Here is an 18,608-nt window from a genome sequence, read left to right as displayed (position 1 = left end):
TCTTCAGCATATAAGTCAAATGTCACTTCCGCCCTAAAGTTAAAGCGCTTAAACTTTATAGGCTTAAATAACATCTATTGTTAAGCGTGTTACTTTGGAGATCAGACTATAGGGAAGGAGGATTCATTGACGTTAATTAAAAACCGTCACTTAAGGAGAAATTTTTGTGCACTCATTGAAATCGACCTCGGGCACAATGAAAGTGTTAATAGTAACGTTGAGGATGCGATGATTCCCTAAGGAAGCACGTATCTCCAAATCTTTTTCAGCATATAAGTAAATGTCACTTCCGCCCTAAAGTTAAAGCGCTTAAACATTATAAGCGTGTGTAGCACTTATTGTTAAGCGTTTTACTTTGGAGATCATTCTATAGGGAAGGAGAATTCATTGACGTTAATTAAACTAACCATCACTTAAGGAGGAATTTTTATGTACTCATTGAAATCGACCTCAGGCACAATGAAAGTGATGTTACTTGTTATGCTTTCGGCGGTTATGCTTCTATCGACATTAGCCGCACCTGCACCGCTTCAACCAAAAGCTCATGGAGCGGGTGAATTGAAACCGTTTCCTCAACAAGTCAGCTATCCGGGTATCATTAAACCAAACCACGTCAGTCAATCCTCGTTGAATAGTTCTGTAGCTTCCTACTATGACTACTGGAAGGCTACTTATCTTAAAAACAACCTGTCCTCGCTGACTGGAGGATACTATGTAAAAGGTGACATTACTGGCGAAGCGGACGGCTTCGATCCGCTAGGCACATCGGAAGGCCAAGGATACGGTATGGTCATTACCGTGCTTATGGCCGGTTACGATACGAATTCCAGAACAATCTATGACGGTTTGTTCAAAACGGCTAGAGCGTTCAAGAGCTCTAACAACCCGAACCTGATGGGATGGGTAGTAGCAGATAGTACTGGGGCTCAAGGGCACTTCGGTTCGGCAACAGACGGGGACCTCGATATCGCTTACTCCCTTATTCTAGCTGATCGCCAATGGGGCTCGACCGGAACGATCAATTATTTGGCTGAAGCCAAAAAGATGATTGGCGCTATTAAGCTTAGCAATGTGACAACTAACAACAGGCTGAACCTTGGTGACTGGGATACGAAGAGCGCCTTGAATACCCGTCCCTCCGACTGGATGCTCAGCCATCTACGGGCTTTCAATGAAGTAACTGGAGATTCAACTTGGCTAAATGTCATCAACAATCTGTATAACGTATACAGCCAATTTACAGCAGCTTATTCGTCTAGCACAGGTCTGATATCGGACTTCGTGGTAGGCAACCCGCCTAAGCCGGCTCCCCCAAACTATTTGGAAGAGTTCCCTGAAACAAATGAATACAACTACAATGCAAGCCGTGTACCACTTCGGATCGTAATGGATTACGCCTTGTACGGAGATACCCGCGGTAAGGATATCGCTAATAAAATGGTGGTATGGATCAAAGGAAAAACAGGCAACAATCCGAACAATGTGAAGGATGGTTACCAACTGAACGGTTCGAATCGCGGTACTTATGCAACAGCGGTATTCGTAGCGCCTTTCATCTCCGCAGCGACGACTACCAGCACGCATCAAGCTTGGGTCAATGCCGGTTGGGACTGGATGAAGAACAAAAAGGAAAGTTACTTTAGCGACTCCTTTAACATGCTGAACCTACTGTTCATCTCGGGGAACTGGTGGAAGCCTACCTACAGTGCAGCGGATGCACAAGCTCCCTCGGATCCAACGAATCTGACCGCAACAGCAGCTTCAAGCAGCCAAATTAATCTGAGTTGGACTGCTTCCACAGATAATGTCGGTGTAACAGGCTATCGGGTTTTCCGTGGCGGCGTGGAAGTAGGCGCACCTACAGACACATCCTTCAGCGATACCGGACTTACCGCATCGACAGCTTACAGCTATACGGTGAAAGCTGTCGATGCCGCAGGCAACCTGTCTGCTAACAGCAATACCGCAACAGCAACTACAAGTGCAACTTCTCCTGACAACACCAACCTTGCGCTAGGTAAGACAGCGGTAGCCAGCTCTATCGAAGGTGCAGGATTTGAAGCTTCCAAGGCAACAGACGGCAACTCCACTACCCGTTGGGCGAGCATGGAAGGAAGCAACAATGAATGGATTTACGTCGATCTGGGTGCAACCCAAAGTGTGAACCGCGTCAAGTTGAATTGGGAAGATGCTTACGCTAAAGGCTACAAAGTTCAGGTGTCTAACGACGCAACAACATGGACGGATACTTACGTAACAACGACCGGTAATGGTTCTATTGACGATATTACATTTACCGCAAATAGCGGACGTTACGTCAGAGTGCTGTGTACTGCTAGAGGGACCGTATACGGATATTCAATATTCGATTTCGAGGTTTACGGCTCTTAATTGAACAAAGCCTGGCGGATATGAATCCGTCAGGCTTTGTTACTTTTGCTTAGGGTAGCGACGGTTCTATAAACCGTATTATCACTGGATGTGCAGCTATATGGACTTCATTTCGATTATAGGAGAATAAGAACCATTTCCATTGCGACATTTGCTCGTATCTCTTTATTAAAGATTAAATATCCCGAAATCTGGATGCCTCCCTCCACTCTCATATCCTGATCTTGATCATTTATTCGATTTATCGTTCGCAACAAGGTTGATTTCCAGCAACCGGAGGGGCCGATCAAAGCCGTAATTGATTTTTCAAGGATGCACATAGTTATATTTTTTAATCTGGCACATCTCACGTTCAAAATAATACGGTTGGCTGAAATCGCCCTGCTGATCTAGCATGAGCAGTATCGTGTAAATATCACCCAGTTGTGAGCTTTGAAAGATTAGATTAAATACGATCGGATGCTCCGGCATATGTTCCAAAAATGTACTGTCTTCTTACATCATCGTTTTACAAGTGATTTGCATAATTCAATACTAAATTCCTAGAAATAAAAAGCCGAATGGATCGTTCTCATCCACTCAGCTCATAGGTTTATTTTACAATAATCTGTATAGTATCACTTTCCGTAGTTCCACTTCCATTCATAAACTCACAGTGATATTGATAAATGCCAGGAGTTTTCCCTGAGATTTGTGTAATGGCCGATTGAGCACTTGGTGTTTGTGAAGATAAAGATTGCGTTTCAATGAGTTCGCCATTTTCATATAATCGATATTGTGCTGCGTTCGTGCCCCACCACATATTAGCAGTAATGTTATAGTCCCCATCTTGATCCCAGTTGTCACTAGACAACACAGGTTTGCCGGGATTCGCCTCAGTCACGGTGACGGTGTGTGGATCACATGAAGTCGTTCCATACAAATTCGATAACTCACATGTATACACATAGGTTCCATTCGGCTTTCCTTGAATAGGAATAATGGAAGTCTGGGCAGCAGGCGAAACATCGGCCAGTGACTTCGTTTGGATCAATTGGCCATTCTCGTACAACTTATACAGTGAGCCATTGTTTCCCCACCACATATTCATCGTAACTTCGTAATTGCCATCATTTATGCCTGTGGCAACACCGCTATTATTCGAAAGTGCCGGTTTACCTGGCACCCCATTTGCAAGCAATTCCGGGCTAACGGAATGCCGTTCGAACTTGACTGCATCAGCCCTCGTATAAATCATATCGGCAGGTAGAGTTGGCGGATCTACCGTTGTCGGAGTAACCCTGGTTAGACGAACATACTCGCTGCCGTCTCCAGTAAAGTCGAACGTTCCTAGATTAACCCAACCTGAGGAGCCGACGGTTGCATCAATATACGTGACCTCGGTAACCGACTGATGCTTCACTTCTACTTTGACATAATTATCGTTTGCCGTCGTATGGACGAGCTTGTAGATGGAGACCGTATATTTCCCCTCTGGGAACTGGCCTTTCCACGTCGCTGATGATCCTTGCACGGTAGAGTAACGGGACTTAACCCCAATTTTGTATCCGGCTAAATTGCTTTGGCTCCAAGATCCTTCTGTCGTGTATAACCCAGTCGTATTCGTGCTGTCGACAATAACCGTTAAGTCCCTGATCGCAATTGTCAAAGACGGCGTTGTTAAGGTCACCCCGTCAATCGTTACAGTGGCCCATACCTCAATATGATCCGTTTCTCCGTCGAGACTTAGAAGGGTCAACATACCGCTACTGTCCACTTCAGCCAGATCGGTTCGATCAACGAAATATTGCACATTTGCCTGTGATAGATCACCAATCAGACCGTTATCCAAATAGCCGGTCACGCTTAGTTGTGCGGTTTGAGTCATTTGCAGTTCACTCCGATCCGACAGGATCACCACAGACTCCAATTGCGGCATACTGTTTGGATCGACCCACATCATCGCATCGGCAACTACCCGTGACTTGTTGGCCTTATTGGTTAACTCGACATATCCGCTATCGCCTGCTGCAAAAGGATAATCTCCCAGGTGCACCCAAGTCCCATTGGCCGTTGTCTCATCAACGGTAACCGTCTCGGAGCCTCCACTATAATAAACGGTAAATGAGGCATTCGTTGCCCAATTTTCACTTGTAGCGGTTATTTGCGGAAGCTTGTAATACACACTGTAAGTAACACTTTCCGGCAGCTCAGGCTGCCATTTAATTCTGCTTGTCGCTGTGCCGGCAGCCGATTTGGCGTACACATAGTTATCATAGTAATAGTCGTTAGCGGTTGTATCCCGTATCCAGACGCCTTCTGTCTCCGCCTCCGTATTATCCACAATGATCGATGAACCCTTCTGCCAATCCGGTTGAACCGGAGTTTCTTGTACCTGATCAGGCAAATAGAGTGTCCGCTTGCGAGTCTGTTTCCCGTCCGATTCCACATAATAAGTGAAGGTTTGGGATAAATCGTTTACCCGTATCGACCATTCCATCGGATAAATCGTATCTGGAATCGTCGTATACGTCGCCCCGCCATCCAAGGAATAATGGATCGTCGCTGGTTTTGTCGTTTTTGCCTGCACATAAGCATCATAGGCCGTTTCGTCGGGCTTGACGATCAGCATACCTTTAACCGCATCTATAGGGCTGTGGATATCGAAGAAATAGCTTGCCTCCGATGTATCAGCAGTTCTGACCTGGTGCAGCGGCACATCAATGTTGAGTCCTTCTACAATGATAGCGGTTATTCCCTTGCTTGAAACCGTGGCTTGAATGATTCCGCCACTCATAACCGTTTGCTCTGGTGTGCCATTGTCGCGGATGATGGTTACGGTATAATCTTGTGCCGGGTTGAACCCAATGATTTGCGCATTCAATTCGATAGGAGTCTGGACTTCAGCTGACGATTCGTTGCTTAACCCGATGTAGAATTTATTCCCGCTCTCTCCCGTTATCCAGTTCAATTGAGGATGGTTGGTCTTAATAATCCCCTTGGGCATCCAGAGCCAAACGTCGGAATTACCGTAAAAATGACCTGGTTTATTTCCATAGAGGTGATATTTGAACCATAAAAAATTAGTTTCAAATACAGTAGGGAATGTAATACTACCATTCGATTTCAACGATTGTTCGCTGATCAAATAATCCATCGTTTGCCCGAGTTGTCCCGGTATATGGTGATAATAGATAGATGTAGCCCCGCTTGGGCCTTCCAGAGGAAACTCTGGTTCAAGTTGGCTAACGGCGAAGCCCTTATAGTAATAACCTGGATAACTGGAATACCGACCAATAACCGCATTATGAGCAATATCCTGCAGCAGTGTATCACCTGTATAGAGCGACAATCTCAGCATGAATGGAGCTTCCTGAGCATTCATCCGATAATAGCCAGTTGTACTTCCCGCTTCAAACGTCAATCCATTGGGAGAAACAAGCTCACTATCCGCTTGTACGCCTCCGGCTACATCTTCTGGGAGCTTGATCCGAGGATATTGATATTTACCACTTTCCGGCCAATGGAACGACTCCGCGTAATTATACGTCTCAGGCTGCGGAATCGTAACGGCACCTTCAGGAACCGGACGAGCAACGAACATCGTTGCATACCGTTTGGCTTCCTTATAAGCAGCATTCAAGTATTTGGGATCCTGAGTTTCCTCGTAAAGCTCCAAGATCTCCATCCACAGCTTGCTATAATAATAAATGAACTCATTTTTACTCACATTAACAGATGCAGGCGTATCAATATGCTGCATGATATAGCTGTCGGCTGCATCCTTGGCAGCCTGTAAATAATGCGCATCTCCCGTCATACGATACATCATCAGGGGCTGAATGACAGGACCGCGGTCTTTCTGGTCAGGATCACGCACGAGGTACTCTTCCTGTGCTAGCGCCCCAATTCCTGCCGAAGTACCCATCATCTGATTGACAGCGGCTACGCTTGAAAAATCAAACGGCAAGGTTGCCATTTTCCATAACGACGGCACACCGTATACTGGCTTCTGCGTCGGCGACCAACCTATGCCATTTCGCGATAAGCCATACTGGACGGACGGCAATGCTCTCGTATCGTAAAGCTGGTCATCCCCAGTCAAATAGTAAGCCCCCAAAAGAACCGCATTCGAGCTTGTTCGAACGCTATCCTCGTTTTCGATGTCAATGAAGCCCTTGGCACGGCTCCACCACCCGCTGGGTGACGGGACATAATCAACAGAGTCATCTCCTTGCGGCTCTATCTTAAGTAAATCGATCATATTGAACATCGCGTCAGTAAGCGACTGATCTGATACATTCTCACGGTATGCAGAATAACCGTACTCTTTGCGAAGAATATCCGCGTAGGACTCATACAAATTGCTTTTTTGAGCGATTAGTCCCATATGAAATTGATAAGTGCTTTCTGCGTTCATTTGCGAATAGGTCCCTAATTGAGGAGCATACAAGATTGGCTGCACGCTGCCTTCGTTGTTGACAAGGCTCATGCCGAGCCTTTGCTTCGTAACACCTCCCGTCGGTTCAAATTCAACCGGAAGCTCATCCGACGGAACAAATACCCCATACGTCAATGGATTCCCCGAACCGTCATTCTTCTCAACCAGACTCATCGGAGCGCTCAGTTCCCTTAAGCTTGTTGATTCCACTGAACCTACCATTTTGGCGTGTGATCTGAAACCATTTAACACTTCATTGACACCTGAGATTTGCTCTGTTGTGAAGGACTGATAACCGATTACATAATTGCCATCCCTGCGAGGTGTAAAGGCGAAGGAAACATCAGGTTTGTCCCCTGACATAGACCAGTTCACTTGTAAATCGTAATCGCTTTCATGTGATGAATCGGTTAATATCGCCGTGTGGCTGTCGGGGAAGTCGATCTCGTCGAATGTAATCCAGTGTTTGTTCATCGTATCGTAGTAATTGGTACGACTCCCCGCATTCCCATCCAATAAGACCCATTGTTCTTCAAGTCTTTCTGATACATTATTGACAGGTACCCAGTTCTCCGTATCCGCGTCCTTGTAGAACAAATCACGAACGATGGATTTGCCACCATCCCAAGCTGCTTCATAGAAGGTTGCTTTATAGCCGTCATTCTCGATGCTGCCTTTTTCCGTGTAACTGAGATTCGCCAATGTACGGCTGCGCAGCGGAGGCAACGGGGGAGCCTGCTGCCGGATATTCCCTTCAAATTTGACCGCATCGGCCCGCGTAATGATCTTTCCGGTCGTAGGTTGTGTTCGAGTCAGTCTGACAAATTCGCTATCATCACCACTGAAATAATATGACCCCAAATCAACCCATCCGGCCGATGGTCCCGACGAGGGTCTCAGATCCATAAACATGACATCCGTAATCCCATTGTGAACAATTTCGATTTTAACATTACTGTCTGCTTTGTCCGCCCAATCAAGCTTGTTGAATGAAATTTTCGCCGTCCCTGCTTCTAATCGCGGATTCCATGTGATGCTTCTTCCTACTGCATCGGTAAATTTGGAACTGGAATTATTATATCCCTTCACTCCCGTACTTGTAGTCCAATCAGGAGCGGAGAATCCGTTATTTGCGTTATTTACATCAGTGGTGACGACATCATCAATCGTGATGCTTCCATCATCAATGATGATCGTCTTATGAGGTTCTTTTTGCTGAATATTACCTTCGAACTTGACCGCATCTGCACGAGTAAGTATCGTACTGGTTGTGCTGGTAGACCGAGTTAATCTAACGAATTCGTTACCCACTCCGGAAAAATAGTACTCTCCCAAATCAACCCATCCCACAGAAGCGCCAAATGAAGGTCTCAAATCCATAAAAAGAACATCCGTCGTTCCATTGTGGACGATTTCAATTTTTACATTGCTATCTGCTTTATCTTCCCAGTTAAGCTTGTATAACGAAATTCTCGCCGTTCCCGCTTCCAATCGTGGATTCCATGATATCGTTCTGCCTGCTGTACTCGTATATTTGGAACTGGAGTTATCATACCCCTTCACCCCTGTACTTGTGGTCCAATTCGGAGCCAAATATCCGTTGTTCTCGTTACCCACATCAGGTGTCACAACATCACTGATCGTGATGCTCCCGTCATCGATGATAATCGTCTTATACGGTAAGGTCTCTGCATAAGCGGTCCTTATTCCGTCTAGGCTGAAAGGAACTAATATCGTCACGATGAAAACGATTAAGAAAAACAGCTTCCTTTTTATCATACAACTCACAGCCTCCCTTAAGTTGATAACGCTTTCAAAATAATAAAACCCTCCTTTGTTCGAAGATCATAAAGAAGCGATCAGCCGTATCCTTCTGGCTAATCCCGCTCCGTCGTTTTTATCATAGCATGTCACAGAACTGTGAAATTTCTTTGATTTCAAGAATTTCTTATAAGATTTTAAGCAAGAAGAAACGACTTTGTCTTCCTTTAAAAAAGAGACCTACATCATAACTGGCCGCTCAACTGCAGTCAGTATAAAATAGGTCTTTCAATTGGATAAAACCTTTAGATTAATTATAATGGCGGCTGCACCAATAACAACTTCCCAAGCTGGATCACCGTTTGATCATACCAATCTGGATGCTGCCGAACATGCTCAATACTTCGTTCATTGCCGCATGCCTCAAACACAGCCGCTTTGTCTGTCTTTTCGGTATCGACTTCGAAGCGAACTGTATGTTTCCCATTCGGGAGCTCTGGCAAGAATACATACTGATTACGATTATGATCGTTGTGTAGTGTGAATCGATCGACAATAAAGGGTTCTCCACCATCCACCGACACCTTCAATCTGCCAGAATCAGGCCCCCCGATATCGAATAACCCGATATGGGTTCCCTCGAACTGCACCGTGATAGCCTCTCCAGGATCGACTGCTCGCCATAGGCCGGGGAACAACCAATTGTACTCGCGCACTAAAGCACAATCATCCGGAGTCATGTAAGACCATCCTGCGGAAAAATCGGTAAGAATATCCAGTGACAGCATGGTCGCATACTCCCAAGGATTAGCCGGAACCAACGGATTCTGAGGTAAGTGATGTACTGACCTTCCCGGATGATCTTGAAGTTCTCTAATTTTCTCAAATGACCGGGTGATCGTATCCGTGTAAATCTGGTGTCCTTCGGGAATAGTCGGATGGATCGAATCATGCGTAAAAACAACGGCTCCGGAAATGGACACGTCTTCCCTTGAGGTAAAAACGAGTTTTCCCTCCGACACCAAGTGACTGACCTCTACGCCTAGATGAATCGAAGGAATGCCGTAATAGTCGGCCACTTCCTCTTGCATTATAGCCCCCTTCTGGTATTCCCCAGACTGAAATAAGGCCACATCCCGCTCCTTCAGCGTATAAACGAACAGGATATCAGTAAACCGGTTCCGCTTGCGGATCTGACGGACAATCCCTTCGATACGCGCCTTGGATTCGGGATCTCCGCCATCGTTACCGACAAATTCAACAAATACTAGATCAGGCCGATGACGCAGTACATCTGTCTCCAAACGGGCACAGCCCAAATCCGATCCTGTCCCATCAATGCCTGCATTCACAGAGCGGATATCCGCCTTAGGATATTGCTTACGAAGCCAATCCGCCGTCATGACCCTGTAGCCTTCAGAACGTGTATTACTGCCGCCGAAATAGACGATTGTTACGGTATCCCCATTTTCCAATTTTTGAATTATATTGGGGAGCCCTTTACGAGGGAATAATTCCTTCATCGTGACTTCACCTGACCTCATTTATCGATTTTAGGAGCAAACAATTTTACAGCAAACACTTCGAAATAAGGCGAACCATAAGTTGCGCAGAAATTAATCCGGATTCGGGATACACGTTTCTCATCCACCTTATGTTTATTCAAGGTGAGATAATTCCCACGAGTTATGATTGTCCTATCGGTTCCGTCTTCTAAGGTCAAGGTCATATCATAATCTTGAATAAGGGACTCGATCGGATCGTTGAAATGCTCCAAATCCAGCTGTGAATTAAAAACAAGATGGATTTCGTCCAGATTTTTGGGGCTTGTAAAACAGAATTCCAACCATTCCTGTCCTTTCGAATGTTCAGAAATCCAGCCGTTCGGTTGGCCATAAGGTCTGGAGTAGCCATTGACAACATTCTCAGGACTATACATATTCTGAGCTGGCATCAGGTCCTTAAAGCAAATGCTCTTATTGAATTTCTTCAGCCTGGACGGCTCTTCCGGCCTATAATGGAAGCTGACCGCACCTGTCAATTTCTCTTCATTACCGTATATGGCAAGGCTCGCCGTGCCCTCCAATATGATGTAGATTTTGTCGTCATCCGGTTTCTTGCAGTCCAAGTCTAGCGTAATCCAGTCGTCATGACCGGCTGTAATAACCAAGTGGTAGTCTCTCAACTCGCTGGTTGGAATGTAATTTTCCTTCCGTTCCCCGCCAAACAGCTTCACATGTAGAGTTTCCGAATGCTTGGACCTATTTTTAATTTTGATCCGTACGCTTTCAGCCACGGATGTCTGAATCGGCAAGACCAAACATAACCCTTTCTCCAAGGAAATCTCTTCGGTTGGATGAAGATTGTCATAACTGCGCTGAGACGAGGCACGAATAGTTAATCCGTCAGCGAAGTAAGGATCCAATTCTTCTTGAAGGCCTACAATGGTTTGCCCGTCTCGAAGCAGTAGCGCCTGCAGCTCCCCCATATGAGCTTCGACTATGGCCGCGGGGTCTACCTCATATTTCGAGCACAAAGAAGCAGCTGTTCCAACCGCCTGCCCCATACAACCGCAGGTTGCCATAACCCTTGTAGATCCGAAAGCCACATGGGTAGCACTTATATTGCGACCAGCGAACAAGAGATTAGGAATATTTCGTGAATATAAACTGCGGAAAGGGATATTGTACAATCCGGGCACGAAATTCCAAGCTGTAGCCGGCCCCTCATCGTAGATGCCCTTATTAGCATGTAAATCCATATACCATCCACCGACGGATACAGCATCTTCGAAATGCGGCTTTGCTGTGAGATCGTTCTGAGACAACATATGATCCCCAATAAACCTCCTCGACTCCCGCTTTCCCGGGATCGGGCATACATAATCCAAGATGAGATTGTCTACATCATCAAATTCACCGCTATTTTTGAGATAATCCCAAATCCCGTACACCAATTTCCGCAGTTCCAACGCGATGTCTTCATTATTTTTGATAATATCCATATGTCCGCCGTATTCCAGCCACCACAATCCGCCAAGCCCGTTGATTTTTCTTGGAAAAGCCCGATGGTTCAAGCCTTTTCTGATACTATCGAAAAAGGCCAACTTCGTAATATCATACGCAAAGCCAGGTCTTTTGTATGGAACGGAATATCCTACGTCACGGGCTTGAAACAGGATCGTATCGCCCATGGTGTAATGGTCCGCCACTTCAGGAGCCAATTCTTCCTTGTATTCATGTTTCGCTTCTCTCCCCCATCGGAAGAGAGCACCTGCCTGATATCCGACAACTCCATCTCCGGAGCAATCGATATAGGTTCGGCTTTCAAAACGAAATTTCCTTTCGGAAGCCAATTGAAGGCCCTCCACCCATTTAATTCTGCCGTTCTCCATGCCCGTTTCATGCACGCATGTATTCAGAAATAGAGAAATGTTAGGCTCAGCATAGACCATATCCAACAAGACCGTATCCGAAAGCGAAAGCATCAGCTTCTTGTTGTATAACGGATTATAGTGGAAAATCTTCAACTTGAGTTCTTCCACCAACCCTCCTTCGCGTGCATAATAGGATGGACTGTTTCCGAGATATGCCGACCCGTTGATATGAACCCTGACCTCGCTGCTCGCATTTCCCCCAAGAACCGGTCGATCATTAATAAGTGACACTTGCAGCCCTTGGCGTGCGGCAGCAATGGCAGCGCATATCCCAGCAATACCTCCGCCGACGACGGTTACATCTGCTTTAATAAGCTCCATTTTGATAACCTCCATGATTAGATCCTTCTATCATGGTAATCCTTTTGCTCCCTTTTTTTTTACATGATTTCGCGAAAAAATCACACATTTTTTGCAACCTTAATTGGATTCATACCGTGTCATTTTTATCCGATATTGCTTAGGAGTATCACCCGTATATTCTTTAAATAATTTGCAAAAATAACCTTCATTCACAATTCCTACTTCCTCGCACAATTCCAATATAGAATAATCCTGAACATTTAACAGCTCGAGAGCTAATTGGATTTTTTTACGATTGATGTAGCTGATAACGCCCTCGTTCATTGTTTTTTTGAATAAGCTGCTAAAATACGATGGAGCTAAATTCACTTCCTCGGCAATCGCCTCGAGCGTTAATCGCTGTTTCAGGTTTTTCTCTATAAACCGCATAGCACTCATGATTTCTATACGATGTAAAAGTTGGCCAGCGTGTACATATTCGAAGGTAAAGTCGCCAATATAGGCAAGCTGCTCCCGAAAAGCTAAAAATTCTATGGGAAACTCTGCTACTTCCGTGGCCAACTTGTTCCCCGATTTAAACTTCACAATAATGTCTCTGTACAAGTCTCGTAGCATAGGCGCCATGATGGACTTATGGATTTTATGGTCCGTAACAAATTGGTTCAGATCAGCAAATGCTTTCTCCAGCTCTTCCTTGGAAACCTTTCTTTTCACCCCAGCAAGAAAATCAGCCAATTTCTGTTGAACTTCTTCTTTCCTGTCATTCTGGTACTGGAACCGATGCATAGGTGTTTTTACAACTTTCTCTGTATGATAATAGAAATCATCACTCACATTTTGTGCTTCCGTGTAAGCTTGTTTGATGGATTCCCAGCCTCGGTGCTGACCTCCAAAAGCGACGGAAACCCTTTGATTCAAATATTGATGCAAGTGGGAGACGATCTGCCCCCCCAATGTCTGGCAATCATATTCCGTTTCCAGATCACTGCGATTATTTTCCCAGGAAAGAAAGCCAATAAAACGATTATCGGATAGATCCGCAGCTACACCACTGCCACCATTCATCACCGTTTCTTCGATTATATTTGTAATCGCATACCGCAAGATGTTCTGATCAGACGCTGAATAATCGTTTCGGAAACTTTCATACATATTCATTTCGACAATGAAGCAGCGATAGTTGGCTTGAAAGAAATGGAACTGCATACGATTGGCAAAATCCGATGCCCGATGAGAAGGAATTTCGCCTCTGATAAGCTCGTTAAAAAATTGCTTGCGGACTCTATATTTATTTTCAAGCACGGATACGTTTAAAGATTGAAATTCCGCTTCTTTTTTCTTAACTTCATTTAAAATCCCGGCTGCCTTATCTAAAGCCCGATCCAAATCCGCATCTCTGAGCGGAACCTTAACAATGTACTCCAATACGTTGGCTTGAATAGCTCTCTGGGCGTATTCAAAGGATGAATAAGCGGTCAAAAGAATGAATTGGGTATGGGGAAGCTTTGGCTTTAGCTGCTCAATCATGGAAATCCCATCCATACGCGGCATGACGATATCAGATATTACGATATCCGGCTTAAGCTTTACGATCTCCTCTAACCCCTTCAGCCCATTATTCGCTTTTCCCACTAAATGAAATCGCCTATCCCTAAGGGAGAGCTCGTGAAAAAACAATTCCAATCTCTGAATGATTAGATCTTCATCGTCAACAATGAAGCAGGTGTAGTCTCTCATCATCATGCATCTCCTTTAAACAAGCCTGCTGGGAATAAGGCGCGAACCCGGGTTATTTCCTTAGGTATGCTTATGATTTGGAGCCCGAATTGTTCTCCGTAGTGAAGTCTGATTCGGTCATGAATATTGTTTAACCCGATTCTTTTTCTTTTCAATTCCACATCCCCCGGTTCTGAAATTAAAATATGCTTTATTTTATCAGTTGGAATTCCCTCGCCCTGATCAACTACTTCTATGATGACATTGCCGCCCTCCCTGTACGCATGAATAGTAATAGGGCCTTCGATCCCCCCACCGTTATAACCATGGAAGATACTATTCTCCACAAGGGGCTGCAGCAGCATTCTAAAAACCGGAAAATCTATTAGCCCTGCTTCGATATTTTCGATTAAGTGGAAGTTTCTGTTATAGCGGATGTTCTGGATCGCGATATAGTCCGATACATTTTGCAATTCCTGACGCAGTGATACCTTCTCCGAAGCGTCGGCTATCCCATATTCCAATATTGAAATAAGAGACTCAATCACCACATCTACTTTCTCTATTTGTCCGAGTCGTATGACATTGCTGATAGAACCAAGCGTGTTATACAGAAAATGAGGGTTTATTTGAGACTGCAGTACTTGAATTTCCAGCTTGCGTTCAAGTTCATTATGAAGCTCTGCTCCCCGAATCAGTTCCACAATTTGCTGCAGCATACGATCGAATGCTCGGGAAAGATCTCCAAACTCATCGTTTCGGTTAATCGATATTGTAGTTGTGAGGGAGCCTTGCTCCACCCGCTTCATTTTTGTTTTGAGTGCATAGAGCGGAGTCCTTATATATTTGGCAATAAAGAAGGAAACGAACAGACTTAAGAGAAAACCTGCAGCTAGAAGCTCTATATAATAGGTTTCCAATCTGGATAAAGCAGCTTTTAGGCGTGATTCATCGTTGATTGAGATGATGGTCCAGTTAAATTTTTCAGTCGGTTTTTTCAGAAGGGAGACCTGAATCCCCTCCTTGGTGTGCAGTTGAAGGTTTGTTTCTGTAGTATCCAGAATTTGTTCCGCTGACGTTTCACCGACTGAAAAAGTATGATCTTGAACATTCAGGGGTCCTTTATTTTCCGAAAACCCGGCAATGATTTTTCCCGATGCGGTGATTAGAGCCAAATTCATTTGTTCTTTTTTATTAATCTTGAACAAGGTTTCTTCAATGGCATTTAGATCTAAGTCTACCGCAATGGCCATAGGAAACGGAGCACTGTTCAGATATCGGACCATCGTAACTGTCCAGCCGGAATATTTAGATTTGTAAGGATCACTGACAAATGTAATCCTTCTGTTCTTGTCAGCTGCCTCAAACAATGGTTCTCTTTCAGCTAAAGGTTCATCAAATATTCGGGTAGGTGTACTTCCGCCTAGAATAGATAAATCGTTTTTGATCAAATAAATATTACTGACGTAATTACTGTTGAGTTCATAGAGCTCTCTTAATTGCTTTTTAATCACGTCCGGATTGTCAATGTTGGCTTTCACCGATGACTCGACCGAGAACAGCATCGTCTGGAAGGAGGAAAAATTAACTGTGAAATACTGATCAATCTTATCAAGTATTTGGTTGGTGTAATAAATGTCAGAGGTTCTTATTTCCTTTTGGACATAGCGATAAGACAATTGACTTATCAAGATTATGCAGCTTAATACAAATGCAAACACGATAAAAAATAGTTTTAAAGGCAAGCTGATTCTTCTTCGCATCGATCATCTTCCTTTTAAATCTGTAATAAACAAATAATAGCATATGATAAGAAGAAACGCCTTCGGCGTCCTTTTTAAGGACGATAAGCGTTTCTTCGAAAAATAGAAGGATAAAGTATAAAGTAAAACTTATACTTTCTTATATTTCAATAAAGAGAGGGGCTAATTATAGCCGCTCTCTTCGTTTAAAAGATAAGAATTTATATGCTTCGCGCATAAATGTTCCTTATCTTTCTCGCTGAAACGGTACCGCCCTTTAAAAGGACGGCGAAGCCGTTTCTACTTGATTTACTTGATTAAGCCTGCTTCTTTAAATTGCTTGATTACTGAGTCTTTATACTTCTGCATGTCAAACTTAGTTTCCAATGTATTGAGGAAATTGTCCCAGTTCGAAAGAGGCTCTTTGCCAGTCATAAATTTGACCAAGCTTTCATTAATGTAACGTTGGCGGTCAGCTGCCAATGAATCGTTCGGGTCTTCAGTCAATAAATTCCCGGGCAACGTAGCCGCCACGTATTTCTGATTGTTCTCAAAAGCTTCTGCCGTCTTAGGATTCTGGAAGCTGAAGTACTCAGCATCATCACCACGACGCGGCATTCTATAATGATCGACCCATAAGTACTTTTCTTTCATTTCCTTTGATAATTCGGAGGTTTTATTTTTGATCTTGCCGTCTACCGAATCCCAATGAATCCCTTTAATTCCGTATGCAAAATTCGGATATGCTTCTTTGTCCGTAAAGAGATAATTTAGCATGGACAAGATCCGAATGATTTTGTCCTTATCCGCTTTCTTGGATATGGCCCATGAATTGCCTTGGAACGATTTTCTCTCTACAATTTGATCACCATAAGGACCTGTCATTGGAGGAATGACGATCCATTCCGGCACCTCTCCACTGATTTCTTTCATTTTTTGCTGATAATCTGGTTCCAGCCTGCGGGCATCTCTTATCATGAAGCCAACTTTACCCTTAAATAACTTTTGGTCCAATAAATCGGGAGTATTCATCGTCACCCAGTCTGGATCTACAACTTTAGCTTCCATCATTTTATTGATATAAGCGAGTGCTTCTTTCATTTTTGGGTCGGTAAACAGGAACACTGGTTCATTGTCTTTCACATCAATGGCTGAGGGAGGATTGACACCAAACATCCACATCAAACTATCGAAGCCGTAGGTTTGCAGATTACCTTCTTTATTCATTCCGCCTATGAATCCGTACGTATCATTTTTGCCATTGCCGTCAGGGTCTTTCTCAGTAAAGGCTTTCATAACTTCAAATAGCTCGTCAGGTGTTGTTGGCACTTCCATATTCAGCTTTTTCAGCCAATCATTACGGATAAAGAAGCTTCGGCTAATACCGTTTACGTTATCATAACCTGGAACCCCAATGGTTTTTCCCTGATAGGACATCGCCTCCCAGGAGTCGTTGCTAAAACGTTTCTGCAATTCAGGAAATTGATCCAGATACGGTGTCAAATCCGCAAGAACGCCCTGGTCATAATATTGTGCAAGATCAGCCCGGCTCTTTAAGAAGATCAAATCTGGAATATCTCCGCCAGCAATGAGCGTATTTAATTTAGTCGTTGCTTGCCCTGATTGAGGAATCAGCATTTCCAAGTCGATATTTACTGCTTTCTCCAACATTTGGCGTTGGATATCTTCTTCACGGGGAGGAATCGGAGCAGCAGCATTGAAAGTTCCTTGGTTAAACATCGAAATTTTCAATTTGGTTTCAAAGGGACTAGACTGGCCTTGTGAATTGCCCGAAGCTGTCGATGTAACCTCTTTTTGTTCCCCACAGCCTGACAATACTGTTCCCACACCGACCATTGCTGTCAGAATAGCAAATGTAATCGCTTTACGTTGCATAATGACCTCTCCTTTGCTTCTATATTATCACGGTTTCCCCGTAACAACTCAGGTTGGAATATCTTTTTAACCTTTAACCGATCCCAAGAGCACACCTTTGGTAAAATGCTTTTGCATAAATGGGTAAACGATCAAAATCGGAACTGTAGTCACGACAACTGCTGCCATTTGTATAGCGAACGTACTAACAGCTCCGGTATTGGCAAGCGAATCAGCACTTTGTGTTGCGACATTAAGCAGGATGTTGCGCAAGATCACTTGAAGCGGCATTAAGTTGGAATCATTGATATAAACAATAGCATCGAAGTAACTGTTCCAATGCCCGACTGCGTAAAATAAAGAAATTGTGGATAGGACGGGCAAGGACAGAGGTAAAATGATCCGCCATAACGACTGAAGTTCACTTGCACCGTCTACCCTCGCTGATTCCTCGATTTCAGCAGGCAATTGCTCGAAAAAGCCTTTAATGATCACCAGATTAAATGCACTAATGAGATTTGGAATAATCAATACCCACGGGCTGTTTAGCAATCCCAGAGAGCGGACTAGTAAATAAGTCGGAATTAATCCTCCCCCAAACATCATCGTAAAGACAATGAATAGTAAAAATGGGCTGCGACCCGGCAAATATTTTTTGGATAACGGATATGCCGCGATTACCGTAAAGAACACATTGAGAGCAGTGCCCACAATCGTTCGAAACAATGTAATTTTATACGCCTGCCCAATACCATGAGAAATAAATACTTCTTTATAGGCTAGAAAGGTAAAGGTTTCTGGTATAATAACAATTCCTCTTCTTAGCACTTCCGATTCTGGCGTTACTGAAACAGCAACCACATATAGAAAGGGTAGTAAGCAAAGTAGAGCTAGCAAAATAAGAATAAAATAAACGAATGCTTGCCAGACCTTTTCTCCGATTGTCAAATTGATCATTTTGATA

Annotated in this window: 9 protein-coding genes and 1 pseudogene; 2 read left to right on the top strand and 8 right to left on the bottom strand. The window is 44.1% G+C overall.

What is annotated here, in order from left to right:
• Positions 1-549: 549 nt before the first annotated feature.
• Positions 550-1,698 (top strand): annotated as a pseudogene (locus tag NSQ66_RS15820) (glycosyl hydrolase family 8); the annotation flags it as partial.
• Positions 1,675-2,391: a discoidin domain-containing protein gene (locus NSQ66_RS15815; protein ID WP_249267696.1), complete on the top strand. Its 717-nt coding sequence runs from the start codon at positions 1,675-1,677 to the stop codon at positions 2,389-2,391. The pseudogene NSQ66_RS15820 and the gene NSQ66_RS15815, both read left to right, overlap by 24 nt.
• 306 nt (positions 2,392-2,697) lie before the next feature.
• Here NSQ66_RS15815 and NSQ66_RS15810 read toward each other — a convergent pair whose 3' ends face one another.
• The 8 genes from NSQ66_RS15810 to NSQ66_RS15775 all read right to left on the bottom strand — a co-directional run bounded on the left by NSQ66_RS15810 (position 2,698) and on the right by NSQ66_RS15775 (position 18,601).
• A complete protein-coding gene (locus NSQ66_RS15810) occupies positions 2,698-2,871 on the bottom strand; it encodes a hypothetical protein (RefSeq protein ID WP_162164256.1) in 174 nt (57 codons plus the stop codon).
• 112 nt (positions 2,872-2,983) lie between these two features.
• On the bottom strand, positions 2,984-8,590 hold the full coding sequence (locus NSQ66_RS15805) for a hypothetical protein (protein ID WP_076141261.1): 5,607 nt from the start codon (positions 8,588-8,590) through the stop codon (positions 2,984-2,986).
• A gap of 296 nt (positions 8,591-8,886) precedes the next feature.
• Entirely contained in the window at positions 8,887-10,095 is a 1,209-nt protein-coding gene (locus NSQ66_RS15800; RefSeq protein WP_036677063.1) for an SGNH/GDSL hydrolase family protein, read from the bottom strand.
• A 17-nt stretch (positions 10,096-10,112) separates the two neighbouring features.
• Positions 10,113-12,344 carry an FAD-dependent oxidoreductase gene (locus tag NSQ66_RS15795; RefSeq protein WP_076141260.1) on the bottom strand — a complete coding sequence of 744 codons (2,232 nt, stop codon included), beginning with the start codon at positions 12,342-12,344 and terminating at the stop codon, positions 10,113-10,115.
• A gap of 84 nt (positions 12,345-12,428) precedes the next feature.
• Positions 12,429-14,048 carry a response regulator gene (locus NSQ66_RS15790; protein ID WP_249267691.1) on the bottom strand — a complete coding sequence of 540 codons (1,620 nt, stop codon included), beginning with the start codon at positions 14,046-14,048 and terminating at the stop codon, positions 12,429-12,431.
• A gap of 2 nt (positions 14,049-14,050) precedes the next feature.
• Entirely contained in the window at positions 14,051-15,790 is a 1,740-nt protein-coding gene (locus NSQ66_RS15785) for a histidine kinase (protein WP_339279309.1), read from the bottom strand.
• Positions 15,791-16,078: 288 nt separating this feature from the next.
• Positions 16,079-17,665: an extracellular solute-binding protein gene (locus NSQ66_RS15780; RefSeq protein ID WP_038571309.1), complete on the bottom strand. Its 1,587-nt coding sequence runs from the start codon at positions 17,663-17,665 to the stop codon at positions 16,079-16,081.
• Between the two features lie 66 nt (positions 17,666-17,731).
• Complete coding sequence (locus NSQ66_RS15775; protein WP_036677077.1) at positions 17,732-18,601, bottom strand: carbohydrate ABC transporter permease; 870 nt, start codon at positions 18,599-18,601, stop codon at positions 17,732-17,734.
• Positions 18,602-18,608: the final 7 nt, after the last annotated feature.

The organism is Paenibacillus sp. FSL H3-0329, from assembly GCF_037963285.1.
Lineage (GTDB): Bacteria > Bacillota > Bacilli > Paenibacillales > Paenibacillaceae > Paenibacillus_AQ > Paenibacillus_AQ odorifer.
This window is presented reverse-complemented; position numbering and strand designations above follow the sequence as displayed.

Coding starts and splice junctions, on each gene's coding strand:
- NSQ66_RS15775 (WP_036677077.1), bottom strand. CDS start 18,601: ATGATCAATTTGACAATCGGAGAAAAGGTCTGGCAAGCATTCGTTTAT.
- NSQ66_RS15805 (WP_076141261.1), bottom strand. CDS start 8,590: ATGATAAAAAGGAAGCTGTTTTTCTTAATCGTTTTCATCGTGACGATA.
- NSQ66_RS15785 (WP_339279309.1), bottom strand. CDS start 15,790: ATGCGAAGAAGAATCAGCTTGCCTTTAAAACTATTTTTTATCGTGTTT.
- NSQ66_RS15780 (WP_038571309.1), bottom strand. CDS start 17,665: ATGCAACGTAAAGCGATTACATTTGCTATTCTGACAGCAATGGTCGGT.
- NSQ66_RS15800 (WP_036677063.1), bottom strand. CDS start 10,095: ATGAAGGAATTATTCCCTCGTAAAGGGCTCCCCAATATAATTCAAAAA.
- NSQ66_RS15795 (WP_076141260.1), bottom strand. CDS start 12,344: ATGGAGGTTATCAAAATGGAGCTTATTAAAGCAGATGTAACCGTCGTC.
- NSQ66_RS15790 (WP_249267691.1), bottom strand. CDS start 14,048: ATGAGAGACTACACCTGCTTCATTGTTGACGATGAAGATCTAATCATT.